We start from the raw sequence: 13,168 nt of genomic DNA, 5'->3' as shown, positions 1-13,168 counted from the left end.
GGTAAGTTTGCTAAGATTTTATGAAGCAAATCCCCTTAGTCTCCCGAATGAGATGGTCAAGTGCTTCGCCAATTGAAGCTTTGGCGGAAAACTGCCAAAAGCCTTCTATGGCTGACCACGCTCCAGATCGCACCGACCAGAGTCTCATCGCGCTGCGCCGCATCCTGCGCGCGACGGAACTTTACGAGCGGAAGCTCGCGCAGGCCGCGGGTCTGACACCCGCGCAGCTGCGGGTGCTTCAGATCGTTGCCAAGAAGGAGCATGGCGCCGCCACGCCCAAGGCGCTGGCCACCCAGATGGGCGTCAGCCAGGCCACGGTGACGGCGCTGGTCGACAAGCTGGTGGCGCGCGACATGGTGACCCGGCGCCGGTCGGACATCGACCGCAGGCAGACCGATGTGGCGATCACCGAAAAGGGGCGCGAGGCGGTGAGCCAGTCCCCGGATGCGCTGCAGCAGAAGTTCGTGAAGAGCTTCGAGGGCCTTCAGGATTGGGAACAGGCGCAGCTCGTGGCTTCGCTCGAGCGTGTGGCGGCGATGCTCGACGCGCATGAGATCGACGCCTCGCCGGTGCTGACCATCCGCGACATCCGTCAGGAAGGGCAGCAGGACGGCCACTGAGCCAGCGCCGCGTCAGAGACACGGCTGCAAAGGGCGTGGCGCGGGCCGTTCGCCATACGACAGGTCATAGAGCCAGCGCGCGAGCTGAAGCGGCGGAGCCCTCCAGACCGGCCAGCCGCCGGGATCGCAGCGCAGGGGCCGTTCCGCCGGGCGCCGCGCCAGCCGGTCCTGACGGCCGTGGCCATCGCGCCGTGCCGCCTTCAGTGCGGGTAGCAGCGCCGTCTGACCGGCGCGAACCGCCTGTTCCAGCGCAAGTTCGATTTCGGCAGCGTCCGGTGTGAAGGGCGAGACCTCGTTGAGGCTGCGCCCGGCCCTTGTATGCCCGGCGCTCGCCCGGGTGATTGCCGCGGCGGCAGCGGGCTCCAGCCTCAGGCCGGTCAGCGCCCGGCAGGCTGCAAGGTGGATGTTAGTAACAAGATCGACCGCACCGGCCGGCCCGCGCTCGCTTCGGCAGAGACCGGGTGTGACCCAGGCCGGGTCGTCCGGACCGGGGGCGGTGATTGCCGTGCTGCGGATCACCCCGGCCAGCGCCGCGCGGGCGGTTTGGGGCGTGCACCGACTGGCCTGAAGCAGGGCGAGCCAACACAGCGCCGTGGCTTGAAGGTCCGGCGGAGGTGCGGCCTCGCGGGGCGGGTGGAGGTGGAACCAGCCATCCTCGCAGGGAGAGGCGCACCTCTCGATGAAGGACAGGCCCGCGTCCAGTGCGTGGCGGAGCGGTGCGCTGGCGGAAGCAAGGCCGGGTCGGAGCAGGAAGAGGCACACCTGCGCGGTGATCATGCTGGTTTCGTCCGGATGCCGAATGCCCGGGGCGGTTTCGACCGTCGCACGGAAGGCGCCGCTGGCGGACTGGTACGCCAGAAGGCCTTCGATCAAGACCCGCGTCATGACCGTCCTGCCTGTTCAGGACCGCGTGTCCAGGGTGTGGCCCGGTTTGACGTGAAGCGTGTCGTCATTTCTCCCCGCCTCCCTCCTCTGAGCGCAGAGTCTCCTTCTTCAAAGAACAGCGCCCGCAGGCAAAGGTCAATCGCCGGGCACCGCCGCCTCGGGGTGCGCGCTCATTATCGTTGGGCACGTTTCCCGCTTGTATCGGGGCCTGCCCTCGGGGCAGATGAGGGCGATCCGCGCCGTCAGGGAGGGGGCCGCTCGCGCGGTCGGGCCGGCGCTCAACGAAGCCGTCCCGGTCGAGGGGCGGGCGCAGAACGGAGCCGAACGAGATGCCCCAGCAGGTCGCCATCAATATCAGGACAGAAGCCTATCACCGGTTGCTCGGCGCGCATTACACGCTGCACGATTGCACGGCGGGTTACGCGCATCTGACCGACGAGGAGCGCGCCGCGACGCGCGTGCTGGTCACTGCGGGTTTCAAGGGCGCGACCGGTGCCGAGATGGACGAGCTGCCGAACCTCGGGCTGATCTGCTGCGTCGGCACCGGCTACGAGGGCATCGACGTGCAGGCGGCCATCGCCCGGGGCATTCGGGTCTCGCACGGGGCCGGGGTCAACGCGGGCGCGGTCGCCGATCACACGATGGCGCTGCTGCTGGCGGCGGTGCGGGCCATTCCGCACCAGGACCGGCTGACCCGTTCAGGGGCCTGGAACTACACCGAGACGCCGCGCCCGCTGGTGTCGCGCAAGACGATGGGGATCTTCGGCATGGGCGGCATCGGCCAGGCGCTGGCTCGGCGCGCGGCGGCCTTCGACATGCCGGTGCTCTACCACAGCCGCACCCCGAAGGCGGACCTGCCCTATGGCTACGTGGCGTCGCTCAAGGAGCTGGCGGAGCGCTCCGACTACCTCGTCGCCTGCGTTCCGGGAGGCCCGGCGACGCAGCATGCGGTGAATGCCGAGGTGCTGCACGCGCTGGGGCCGCGGGGCTACCTGGTCAACGTCGGGCGCGGTTCGGCAGTGGATACCGACGCGCTGATCGCGGCGCTGCAATCGGGTGGGATCGCCGGGGCGGGGCTCGATGTCTTCGAGGCCGAGCCCGAGGTGCCCGCCGCCCTTACGGCGCTGGAGAACGTGGTGCTGACCCCGCATATGGCCGGCAATGCTCCCGAGGTGCAGGAGATGGCCGCCGACCTCATCCGCGACAACATCGCCGCCTTCGAGGCGGGGCAGCCGCTGGTCTCGCCGGTGCCCGAGATGAAGGCGCTGGCCCCCACCGTGTGAGCCGGGCCGCGCGCCGCAGCTTGACTGGCGCGGCGACGGCGGCAGGGTGGGACGGGTGTTTCCCTTGCTGCCGATTGCCCCGATGTCCCCGACAAGCCATGACCTTCTGAGCCTCGACTGCTGCGCCCTTCTGAAGCAGTTCCGGAGCGGCGCGGCGACGCCCCTGCAGGCCGCCGAGGCGGTGCTGGCGCAGGTGGCGCGGCTGCAGCCGGAGCTCAACGCCTTCTCGGCCCTTTCCGATACTTTGCGCGCCGAGGCCGAGGCGGCGGGGCGGCGTTGGCGGCAGGCTGCGCCGCTGGGTCCGCTCGACGGTCTGCCTCTGGTGATCAAGGACAACCTCGTCAGCGCCGGGTTGCCGGCCGCCTGGGGCAATGCCGAGCTGGCGCGGCGGGTGGCACAGGCCGACGAGCGCCCGGTCGCCGCGCTGCGCGCGGCAGGGGCCCTTGTGGTGGGCAAGGGCAATACGCCGGAGTTCGCAGTCGAAGGCTACACCGACAACCTGACCTTCGGCGCCAGCCGCAATCCCTTCGATCCGGCACTGACCCCCGGCGGCTCCTCCGGTGGGCTGGTTGCGGCGGTGGCCTCGGGCATGGGCTACGCCGGTCTCGGGACCGACGGCGGCGGCTCGATCCGGCGTCCGGCGGGCTACACCGGGCTGGTCGGCTTGAAGCCGGGGATCGGTCATGTGCCGCGCGGCGGCGGGCTGGCGCAGCTTTTGCTGGATTTCGAGGTCGCGGGGCCGGTGGCGCGCTCGCTGCGCGACCTTCGGTTGCTGGACACTGTGCTGTCGGGGCGGGAGGCGGAAGCGCCACCCGTCGGGCGGTCGCGCATCCTCGCGGTGCCGCGGCTGGGAGATGCGCCCTGCGATCCGGGCATTCTCGCGGCCTTCGATGCCGCCGTGGAGGCGCTTCGCGGCGCTGGCCATGAGGTGAGCCATGGCGCGCTGCCGCATGACCTCGGTCCGCTCAACGCGCGTTGGGGTCAGGTTGCGGAGATCGGGCTTGCCACCTATTTCGCGCGGGATCCGGCGGTGGCGGAGGCGGCCGCCCCGAAGTATCGCGCCATGGCAGCGCGGGGCGCTGAGGCGGCGGCGACCGAGCTTTATGCCTTGCAGGAGGCGGTCTTTGCCCTGCGCGAGGCGTCGCGCGACCTCTGGGGGTTCCACGCGATCCTCATGCCCGCCTCGGCGGCGCACCCCTGGCCGGCGACCGAGAGCCATCCGGGAAGGATCGACGGTCAGGAGGTCGGCCCGCGCGGTCACGCGGTCTACACCGGCTGGGTCAATGCGGCGGGTCTTCCGGCGCTGGCCTTTCCCGCCGTTTCCGAAGCTCTGCCGATCGGCATGCAGCTCATCGGTGCGCCTGGGTCGGAGCGGGCGCTAATGGACATCGCCGAGCCGGTGATCCCGGCGTTTCGCTGGCCGCGCATCGCCGCGGGCTGATCACACGCCCTGCGCAGGATGCTCCGCCGCGACGGCCACCAACTCGTCCACCAGCCCCTGCAGCACCGGGTCGGGCAACATGCCGTCGCGCAGCGAGATGCCGACCGGCCCTCCCAGAAGTTCGTTCTGCACCGGCAGGACGGTCAGCTCGCCGCTGTCGAGCTCGGCGCGGACCACGCCCGCCGAGATGAACCAGATGGTGTCGGAGCGGGCGACCACGCGCCGCCCGAAGGCGTGGGAAACATTCTCATATGCGGGAATTGGCTCGCCGAGCCCCAGCGATTGCAGGAAGGCGCGCACCGACCCCGAGATCACCGCCCCTGCGGGCGGAAGCATCAGCGGGAACCGCAACAGGTCCGCGGGCTCCCAATCGCGGCCCTCCAGAGGATGGCCGGGGCGGATCACCGGCACAACGCGCTCCCAGTAGAGCTGGCGAAAGCTCAGGCCCTCGCCGGTGCCGGTGGCGGGCATGCGGCCCACCACCAGGTCGAGCGCGCCCTCGCGCAGCTGCGACAGGAGCAGCCAGTTGGGGCCGGTGGAGACCCTGAGCGTGCACTCCGGATGGCTGGCGCGGAACCGCGCGGCGGCATCGGGGAAGAGCCCGGTGGCGGCGGTCGGCAGCGCCCCCACCGCCAGCTTGCGCTGGCTCTGCGGCAGTTCCCGCAGCAACTTCTGCCCGCGTTCGAGATCGGCCAGCGCCGTGCCGGCGTGCTGCTGAAAGATCTTGCCGGCCCGGCTCAGCGCCAGCCGCCGTCCGCTGCGATCGAAAAGCTGGACGTCGAGGATCTCTTCCAGCTCGCGCACGGTCTTCGAGGCGGCGGGCTGGCTTACGTGCAGGGTCTCGGCGGCGGCGCTGAGGCTGCCGAGCCGGGCGGTCTCGAGAAAGACGCGCAGGTGCCGCATGCGCAGGTGCGGGTGGATCATTCATAACCTCAGAGTTATGGGTTGTGCCTCTACTTATATTTTTCAACGGCGGTTTGCCATGGCAGAAGAGCACCAAGGCCCGAACCGGCCCCGAGGAGGCATCATGCAGACACTTAACGTAGCCGGCGTCAGCCTGCACATCCGTGACGACGGCCCGAAAGACGGCCGCGTGCTGATGCTGGCCAATTCGCTGGGCACCGACCTGCGGGTCTGGGACGCACTCATTCCGCTGCTGCCCGAGGGGCTGCGCGTGGTGCGTTTCGACAAGCGCGGCCACGGGCTTTCGGATGCGCCCGAAGCACCCTACGCGATGGAGACGCTGGTCGATGACGCCGAGGCGATCTGCGAGGCGCTGGGTCTGACCGATGTCACCTTCGTCGGCCTGTCGATCGGCGGCATCATCGGGCAGGGTCTGGCGGCGAAGCGTCCCGATCTGATCCGCGCGCTGGTGCTGATGGATACCGCGGCGCAGATCGGCACGCCCGAGATGTGGCAGACCCGGATCGACGGCATCCGCGCGAACGGTGTGGCCTCGCTCGCCGATGCCATTCTCGAGCGCTGGTTCACGCCGGGCTTCCGCGAGAGCGACCCGCAGTTCGCGGCGTGGAAGAACATGCTCGAGCGCACGCCGCTCGAGGGTTACGTCGGCTGCTGCGCCGCCATTGCCGGGGCCGACTACACCGAGAGCACCCGAGGGTTGAAACTGCCGGTGCTGGCCATGGCCGGGGCCGAGGACGGCTCGACCCCGCCCGAGCTGGTGCGCGGCACCGCCGAGCTTTGCGGTGCGGCGTTCGCGCTGATCGACGGCGCGGGGCACATCCCCTGCGTCGAGCAGCCCGCCGAGACCGCCCGCCTGATTTGCGATTTTCTGGAAAGGACCGCCTGAATGGACGAGCTTTACGAACAGGGCATGAAGACGCGCCGGTCGGTGCTGGGCGATGCCCATGTGGACCGCGCCGAGGCCAACAAGACCGCCTTTGACGAGCCCTTCCAGACGCTGATCACCCGCAGCGCCTGGGGCACGGTCTGGGCCTCGGACGCGATCAGCCAGCGCGAACGCTCGATGCTGACGCTGGCGCTGCTGGCGGCGACCGGCAACTTCGAGGAGATCCCGATGCACATCCGCGCCACGGCGCGCACCGGGGCCAGCAAGCAGGACGTGCTGGAAGCGTTCCAGCACGTGGCGATCTACGCCGGGGTTCCGCGCGCCAACCACGCGCTGAAACTGGCCAAGGCGACCTATGCCGAAATGGAGGCGGCAGCCGAATGAGCAACTTCATCACCACAGACTCGATCAAGGACAAGGGCCCGCTGATCCCGCGCAACCGGGATGCGCATCCGGTGGCCTATGATCCCGGCTACAAGACCAGTGTCAGCCGTTCGCCGAACCTGCCGCTGCTGTCGATGGAAAGCTCGCCCTCGGAAGAGACCGGCCCGACCTTCGGTCACGGCAAGCTCGGCGCGCTCGACAACAACCTCGTGCTGAACTGGACCAAGGGCGCGGCCCCGGCGGTCGGCGAGCGCATCCTGATGCATGGTCGCGTGCTCGACGAGAACGCGCGTCCGGTGCCGAACACGCTGATCGAGATCTGGCAGGCCAACGCGGGCGGTCGCTACCGCCACAAGAAGGACACCTATCTTGCGCCGCTCGACCCTAACTTCGGCGGCTGCGGCCGCACGCTGACTGACGAGAACGGCTACTACCAGTTCCTCACCGTGCGTCCCGGCGCCTACCCGTGGCCGAACCGCGGCAATGACTGGCGGCCGATGCACATCCACATCTCGGTCTATGGCCACAGCTTTGGCCAGCGCCTGATCACCCAGATGTACTTCGAGGGCGATCCGCTGATCAACCACTGCCCGATCGCCGCGACGATCAAGAACCGCGCCCAGCTCGATGCGCTGGTCGCCCCGCTCGACCTGGCGCACTCGCGCCCGCTCGACTACCTCGCCTACAAGTTCGACATCGTGCTGCGCGGCCGTCGCCAGTCGATGTTCGAGAACAAGCTGGAGGGCATGTGATCATGGTGCAGAAACTTGACACCCTCGTGGAAACCGCCTCGCAGACCGCCGGGCCCTACGTCCACATCGGCCTGATGCCCACCTATGCGGGCAACGCCGGCTACTACGACGAAGAGATCGGCGTCAGCCCCATCGAGGATGGCTGCGATGGCGAGATCATCGAGATCACCGGTTCGGTCTACGATGGCACCGGCTGGGCGATGCGCGACGCGTTGATCGAGAGCTGGCAGCCCGACGCCAAGGGCGTGTTCCCCGGGCAGGAGGGCGCGGATCCCAAGGTCTCCGGCCATTGCCGCTTTGCCGCCGATGCCGACACCGGCGAGTTCACCCTGCGCACGGTCAAGCCGGGCAAGGTGAAGGGCCGGGGCGGTGTGGTCAGCGCGCCGCATATCTCGCTCTGGGTCGTCGCGCGTGGCATCAATATCGGGCTGCAGACGCGCATCTACTTCGAGGACGAGGACAACTCGTCCGATCCGCTGCTGGCGCGCGTCGAGCAGCGCCCGCGGGTCGACACGCTGATCGCCAAGAAGACCGGTGAGGGCAAGTACCGCTTCGACATTCGCCTGCAGGGCGAGGGCGAGACGGTCTTCCTCGACATCTGAGGCGGGGGCGATAGAAGAACCCGACGGGGCGGCTTGCGGGCCGCCCCTTCGGCATGTGGAGGGACAGGACATATGAGCGCGAGCGTTTTCGATCACCCCTGGCTGGGCGGGCTGTTCGGCGATCCGGAGATGGCGGAGATCTGGTCGGCCGAGCGACAGATGGCGCATATGCTCGCCTTCGAGGCGGCCTGGAGCCGGGCGCTCGGGGCCTGCGGCAGCGTCGATGCAGCGTTGGCTGCGACCGCGGCCGAGAAGATCGCGGCGGCACGGATCGATTTCGACGACATCCGCGCGGGCATGGCGCAGGACGGGGTGCCGGTGCCCCGGCTGGTCAAGCAATTGCAGGCGGTCGTCGGTCCGGAGGCCGTGGCTGCGGTGCACAAGGGGGCGACCTCGCAGGACGTGGTGGACAGCGCACTGGTGCTGGTGCTGAAGGACACGACCGTGCTGCTCGCCCGGCGCATGGCGGAGCTCGAGGCGGCGCTGATCGAGCTGGATGCGCGGCGCGGCGAGACGCCGCTGATGGGCCGCACGCGGATGCAGGCGGCGACGGAGATCACCGTCTCGGACCGGCTGCGGCCCTGGCATCAGCCGCTTGCAGCGCATCTCGAGCGGCTGGCGGAATTGTCGCCGCGGGTCGAGCGGGTGCAGGTCGGCGGAGCCTCGGGCGACCGCAAGGCACTCGGCAAGGACGCGCAGGCGGTGACGGATCACGTCGCGGCGGAGCTCGGCCTTGCCAGCGCCGACGGCGCCTGGCACGCCAAGCGCGACGGCGTGGCAGAATACGCCGGGCTGCTGTCGCTGATCACCGGCACGCTGGGCAAGATCGGGCAGGACATCTGCCTGATGGCGCAGCAGGGGCTGGATGAAATCAAGCTCTCGGGCGGCGGCGGGTCGTCCGCCATGCCGCACAAGCAGAACCCGGTGGGGGCCGAGCTGTTGGTCACGCTTGCACGGTTCAACGCGGTGCAGCTGTCGGGCATGCACCAGGCGCTGATCCACGAGCAGGAGCGTTCGGGCGCGGCCTGGGCGCTGGAATGGATGATCCTGCCGCAGATGGCGCAGGCGACGGCCCGGGCGCTGGCGACGGCGCAGGGGCTTGTCGGCAACATCGATCGCATCGGCACGCCCGACTGAGTGGCGGGCGCGTTGATGCTCCTGTAACCGGGGCGGGAGAAGTTTCCCTCGCCCGACCCCAGTTACAGGACCCTCCCATGACCCAAGATGTCGCCCGGATCATCGCCTCTGACCGTTTCAAGCGCGCGCAGGAGGATCTGGCGCAGGGCCATGACCGTTTCGTCGACGAGATCATCGAGCTGACCGAGATCCCCGCGCCGCCCTTCAAAGAGGAGGTGCGCGCCGCGGCCTATGCCGAGAAGTTTCGCGCGCTGGGGCTGCAGGAGGTCGAATTGGACGGCATCGGCAACGTGCTCGGCCTGCGCCGCGGCCGCGGCAACGGGCAAGTGATCGTGGTGGCGGCGCATCTCGACACGGTCTTTCCCGAGGGCACTGATGTCACCGTGCGCCGAGAGGGCACGAAGCTCTTTGCGCCCGGTGTCGGCGACGACACGCGGGGGCTGGCGGCGCTGCTCGCCTTCATCCGCGCGCTGGATGCGGCGGGGATCGAGACCGAGCAGGACATTCTTTTCGTCGGCGACGTCGGTGAGGAGGGCAAGGGCGACCTGCGCGGCATCCGCCATCTGTTTGAAGAAGGCGACCACCGCGAGAAGATCGCCGGCTTCTTCACCATCGACGGGCTGGAAGTGGGGCAAGTCACCACGGCGGCGGTCGGCTCGCTGCGCTACCGCGTTGCGTTCCGCGGTCCGGGGGGGCATTCGCTCAACGCCTTCGGCACGGTCAACCCGGCCTATGCGCTGGGATCGCTGATGGCGGGCATGGCGCGCATCGAGGTGCCCGAGGAGCCGCGCACCACCTTCTGCGCCTCGGTCATGGGCGGCGGCAGCTCGATCAACGCCATCCCCGAGGAGGTCTGGCTGGAGATCGACCTGCGCTCGGTGGACGCGGAGGAATTGTCCAAGCTCGACGCGACGCTGCACGGGCTGGTCGAGGAGGCCGTGGCGGGCGAGAACGCCCGGGGTGACACCAGCCATGGCGCGATCCGCGCCGAGATCACCCGCATCGGCAACCGCCCGGCGGGGCGCACCGCCAGTGACAGCGGCATCGTTCAGGCGGCCTTTGCCGCGCTTCCGGCGTTTGGGTTCGAACCGTCGACCGGCGAAAGCTCCACCGACGCCAACATCCCGATGAGCCTCGGCGTGCCGGCGATCTGCCTAGGTTCGGGCGGCACCGGCGGGCGGGCGCACAGCCTCGAGGAATGGATCGACGTGGAGCCGGAGCTCTCGCTGCGCGGGCTCTACGCGGGGCTGGCGACGATCCTCGGGACTGTGGGTATGGTCGAGGGCTGAGGCGCTCGCTCGACAAACAAAAAGGACCGCGCCGGTGGGCGACGCGGTCCTTGCAGGGGCAGGGGAGAGGGGTCAGCCGAAAGTCAGCTGCACCTTTACCGCCTTGCCCCGATCCATCGCCAGCTCGACGGCTTTCTGGGCGTCCTCGACCGGCAGCGAATGGGTGACGATCGGCGCGAGGTTCATCGAACGCGAATTGATCAGCTCGACCGACTGGCCGAATTCGGCGTCGAAACGGTGCGTGCCGCAGAGGTTGATCTCTTTCGAGACCAGCATGTTGAAGGGCACCGGGGTGTCGCCCATGACGCCGACCTGCACGATGGTGCCGAGCGGGCGGGTGCAGGCGATGGCGGAACGGATCGCCGGGCCGGCGGCGGAGCATTCGAAGCAGAGGTCGAACTGTCCCTTCTCGGCCTCGTATTCGGCAAGTTCCGCGCCGTTGGTGGCGACGTTGATCGCGCGGGTCGCGCCGACCTGCTTGGCCACTTCCAGCGTCGCGTCCTGCAGGTCGGTGACGACGATCTCCGACGCGCCGTAGTGCTTGGCCAGCGCCACGCAGAGCGCGCCGATCGGGCCCGCGCCGGTGACGAGGACGCGCTTGCCGGTCAGCGATCCCGCGACCTGCACGGCACGGGTCACCGCGCGGCAGCAGACGGCGAGCGGTTCGGCCAGCGCGGCCTCGGCCATCGGCACGCCCGCTGCGATCTTGTAGCACTGGCCCGCGCCGATCGCGACGCGGTCACGGAAGAAACCCTGCTCGTGCGGCAGGAACATCGCCGAGCCCTTGAAGCGCATGTTCATGCAGTGCTGGTGGTCGCCCGCCTTGCAGAACTTGCACTCCCCGCAGGGATGCGAGGGGTTCACCGCCACCACGTCGCCAGCGGCGACGCCGGTCACGCCTTCGCCAACCGAGACAACGGTGCCCGCCGCCTCGTGGCCGATGATGATCGGCTCAAGCACGCGGATCGTGCCGATCCCGCCGTCGGCGTAGTAGTGGATGTCGGAGCCGCAGATTCCGCCCGCGCCGATCGCGACCACCACCTCACCCGCCGCGGCGGTGGGCTCTTCGATGGTCTCGACGCGCAGGTCTTTTTGTCCGTGCAGCCGTGCGATGCGGTTGGTCATGGTCTTGGTCCTAGTTCGACAGGAAGGAGGGCAGCCAGGTGCTGAAGAACGGCACGTAGGAGACGAGCAGCAGCACGAGGATGTTGGTGAGGATGAAGGGCATGATCGCGCGGGTGACCTCCCAGAGCGTGACCCGCCCGATGCCGGCGCAGATGAACAGGCACACGCCGACCGGCGGGGTGGTCAGGCCGATCATCAGGTTGAGCACCGCGAAGACCGCGAAGTGCAGCGGGTCGACGCCGACGCCGGTGGCCAGCGCGAGAAGCGGACCGAAGAGGATGATCAGCGCGGCGATGGTCTCCATGAACATGCCGACGAAGAGCAGCACCAGGTTGATCAGAAGGATCACCAGGAACTTGTTGTCGGTGATGCTGAGCACGGAGTCGGCGATCATCTGCGGGATGCGCTCGGAGACGAGGATCCAGCCGAAGACGTTTGCGAGGCCGACGAGCACGAGGATCGCAGCGGCCGAAACGGCGCTGTCGATCAGGATTTTCGGCACGTCCCGCAGTTTCAGCCCGCGGTAGACGAAGGCGCCGACGACGAAGGCGTAGATCGAGGCGACGATGGCGGTCTCGGTCGGGGTGGCAAAGCCGGTGAGCAGGCCGCCGACGATGAGGCCGGTCATGGCCACGGCCCAGAAGGCGCCGAGGAAGGCCTTCCAGAGCTCGCCCATGCCCTGCCATTCCTGGCGCGGGTAGTTATGCTTCTTGGCGAGGATCCAGGCGGTGATCATCATCGCCACGCCCATCATGATGCCGGGGATGGCGCCGGCGATGAACATCTTGCCGACCGAGATGCCCGACAGCGTGCCGACAATGATCATCGGCACCGAGGGCGGGATAATCGGCCCGACGGTCGAGGAGGCGGCGGTGATCGCGGCGGAGAAATCGGCCGGGTAGCCGGCCTTCTTCATGCCGGGGATCATCATGCCGCCGATCGAGGCGGCGTCTGCCGCGGCGGTGCCCGAGATGCCACCGAACAGCATCGAGGCGGCGACGTTGGTCAGCCCGAGGCCGCCGCGCATCCATCCGACCAGCGCCTGCGCCAGCCGCACGATGCGCCCGGTGATGCCGCCGGCGTTCATCAGGTTGCCGGCGAGGATGAAGCCGGGGATGCAGAGCAGCACGAAGCTGTCCATGCCAGCGTACATCTTTTGTGGGATGACCACGAGCGGCATGCCCTTGAAGAGGATGTAGGCCATCGAGGAGACGCCGAGGGTGATTGCCACCGGCAGGCCGATGATCAGGCCGCCGAGGAAGCAGCCGAGCAGAATGGTCAGCTCCATCTCAGAGCTCCTCTTCGGTTTTTTCGGGAAGGCCGGTGTCGCGGCGGCTCAGCATGCCGGCCACGCGCAGCCCGGCGAAGAGGCTGATCGCCAACAGGGTGACCAGCGCGGAAGCGTGGATGAAGTCCATGCGGACCCCGAGCGAGGGGGCGGTCTGTCGCGCGCCGATGGACACGTAGAGCCATGTCGCCTTGATCAGCATCAGGCCGAAGCCGAGCGTGATCACCGCAGACACCAGCCGCAGGATCCAGGGCAGCCGTCCGGGCAGCGCCTCGCAGACGATGTCGACGTTCACCAGGTCGCCCGAGCGATAGGCCAGCCCGACGCCGAATGCGGCGAGGTAGAGCAGCGCGAAGCGGGTCAGCTCCTCGGTCCAGACGACCGAGTCGATCACCCCGGATCGACCAAGGAGCTGGATGATGACGGCGGCGATGATGACGGCAAAGCTGAGCCCTGTCGCGATACGGGCGATGGCGGTCAGGACCGTGACGACCTTTTGCATGGAACGGCTCTTCGGTGAAATTGCAAGGAGGGCCGGACCCGAGTGGAGGG

General features: G+C 68.7%; 14 protein-coding genes. 9 read left to right on the top strand and 5 right to left on the bottom strand.

Translation table 11 applies throughout. The features are described 5' to 3' along the window. Positions 1 to 107: 107 nt before the first annotated feature. The gene (locus BM397_RS12705) at positions 108 to 620 is read left to right on the top strand and encodes a MarR family winged helix-turn-helix transcriptional regulator (RefSeq protein WP_092424520.1); all 513 of its coding nucleotides are present in this window, start codon (positions 108 to 110) and stop codon (positions 618 to 620) included. Between the two features lie 12 nt (positions 621 to 632). Here the strand turns inward: BM397_RS12705 and BM397_RS12700 are convergent, their stop codons facing one another. After that, a complete protein-coding gene (locus tag BM397_RS12700) occupies positions 633 to 1,505 on the bottom strand; it encodes a hypothetical protein (protein ID WP_092424518.1) in 873 nt (290 codons plus the stop codon). Between the two features lie 329 nt (positions 1,506 to 1,834). Between BM397_RS12700 and BM397_RS12695 the strand changes: the two genes are divergently transcribed. Together BM397_RS12695 and BM397_RS12690 are read left to right on the top strand one after the other, a co-directional pair. Next, positions 1,835 to 2,788, top strand: a complete 954-nt coding sequence (locus tag BM397_RS12695; protein WP_092424516.1) for an NAD(P)-dependent oxidoreductase — start codon at positions 1,835 to 1,837, stop codon at positions 2,786 to 2,788. An 82-nt stretch (positions 2,789 to 2,870) separates the two neighbouring features. Further along, a complete protein-coding gene (locus BM397_RS12690; protein WP_092424741.1) occupies positions 2,871 to 4,229 on the top strand; it encodes an amidase in 1,359 nt (452 codons plus the stop codon). Here BM397_RS12690 and BM397_RS12685 read toward each other — a convergent pair whose 3' ends face one another. Further along, positions 4,230 to 5,153 (bottom strand): LysR substrate-binding domain-containing protein, encoded by a 924-nt coding sequence (locus BM397_RS12685; protein WP_092424514.1) that lies wholly within the window; start codon positions 5,151 to 5,153, stop codon positions 4,230 to 4,232. Positions 5,154 to 5,256: 103 nt separating this feature from the next. Between BM397_RS12685 and pcaD the strand changes: the two genes are divergently transcribed. The 6 genes from pcaD (at position 5,257) to BM397_RS12655 (ending at position 10,203) form a co-directional block, all read left to right on the top strand. Continuing rightward, a complete protein-coding gene (gene pcaD / locus BM397_RS12680; protein WP_092424512.1) occupies positions 5,257 to 6,039 on the top strand; it encodes a 3-oxoadipate enol-lactonase in 783 nt (260 codons plus the stop codon). Continuing rightward, complete coding sequence (pcaC, locus tag BM397_RS12675; protein ID WP_092424510.1) at positions 6,040 to 6,423, top strand: 4-carboxymuconolactone decarboxylase; 384 nt, start codon at positions 6,040 to 6,042, stop codon at positions 6,421 to 6,423. Beyond that, the gene (pcaH, locus tag BM397_RS12670) at positions 6,420 to 7,175 is read left to right on the top strand and encodes a protocatechuate 3,4-dioxygenase subunit beta (RefSeq protein WP_176806630.1); all 756 of its coding nucleotides are present in this window, start codon (positions 6,420 to 6,422) and stop codon (positions 7,173 to 7,175) included. Before pcaC ends, pcaH begins: the two co-directional genes overlap by 4 nt. Positions 7,176 to 7,177: 2 nt before the next feature. Then, the gene (gene pcaG / locus BM397_RS12665) at positions 7,178 to 7,777 is read left to right on the top strand and encodes a protocatechuate 3,4-dioxygenase subunit alpha (protein ID WP_092424508.1); all 600 of its coding nucleotides are present in this window, start codon (positions 7,178 to 7,180) and stop codon (positions 7,775 to 7,777) included. A 72-nt stretch (positions 7,778 to 7,849) separates the two neighbouring features. After that, entirely contained in the window at positions 7,850 to 8,914 is a 1,065-nt protein-coding gene (locus BM397_RS12660; protein WP_092424506.1) for a 3-carboxy-cis,cis-muconate cycloisomerase, read from the top strand. A 77-nt stretch (positions 8,915 to 8,991) separates the two neighbouring features. Next, positions 8,992 to 10,203 (top strand): M20/M25/M40 family metallo-hydrolase, encoded by a 1,212-nt coding sequence (locus BM397_RS12655; protein WP_092424504.1) that lies wholly within the window; start codon positions 8,992 to 8,994, stop codon positions 10,201 to 10,203. Between the two features lie 72 nt (positions 10,204 to 10,275). Here the strand turns inward: BM397_RS12655 and BM397_RS12650 are convergent, their stop codons facing one another. From BM397_RS12650 to BM397_RS12640, 3 genes are read right to left on the bottom strand one after another with little or no spacing between them, the layout of a single operon-like run. Then, entirely contained in the window at positions 10,276 to 11,328 is a 1,053-nt protein-coding gene (locus tag BM397_RS12650; protein WP_092424502.1) for an L-idonate 5-dehydrogenase, read from the bottom strand. A 10-nt stretch (positions 11,329 to 11,338) separates the two neighbouring features. Then, on the bottom strand, positions 11,339 to 12,616 hold the full coding sequence (locus tag BM397_RS12645; RefSeq protein WP_092424500.1) for a TRAP transporter large permease: 1,278 nt from the start codon (positions 12,614 to 12,616) through the stop codon (positions 11,339 to 11,341). 1 nt (position 12,617) lies between these two features. Then, entirely contained in the window at positions 12,618 to 13,118 is a 501-nt protein-coding gene (locus tag BM397_RS12640) for a TRAP transporter small permease (protein WP_092424498.1), read from the bottom strand. Positions 13,119 to 13,168: the final 50 nt, after the last annotated feature.

It is taken from the genome of Alloyangia pacifica (genome assembly GCF_900116195.1).
Lineage (GTDB): Bacteria > Pseudomonadota > Alphaproteobacteria > Rhodobacterales > Rhodobacteraceae > Salipiger > Salipiger pacificus.
The sequence above is the reverse complement of the archived record's forward strand: the minus strand, read 5'-3'. Positions and strand labels throughout refer to the sequence as shown.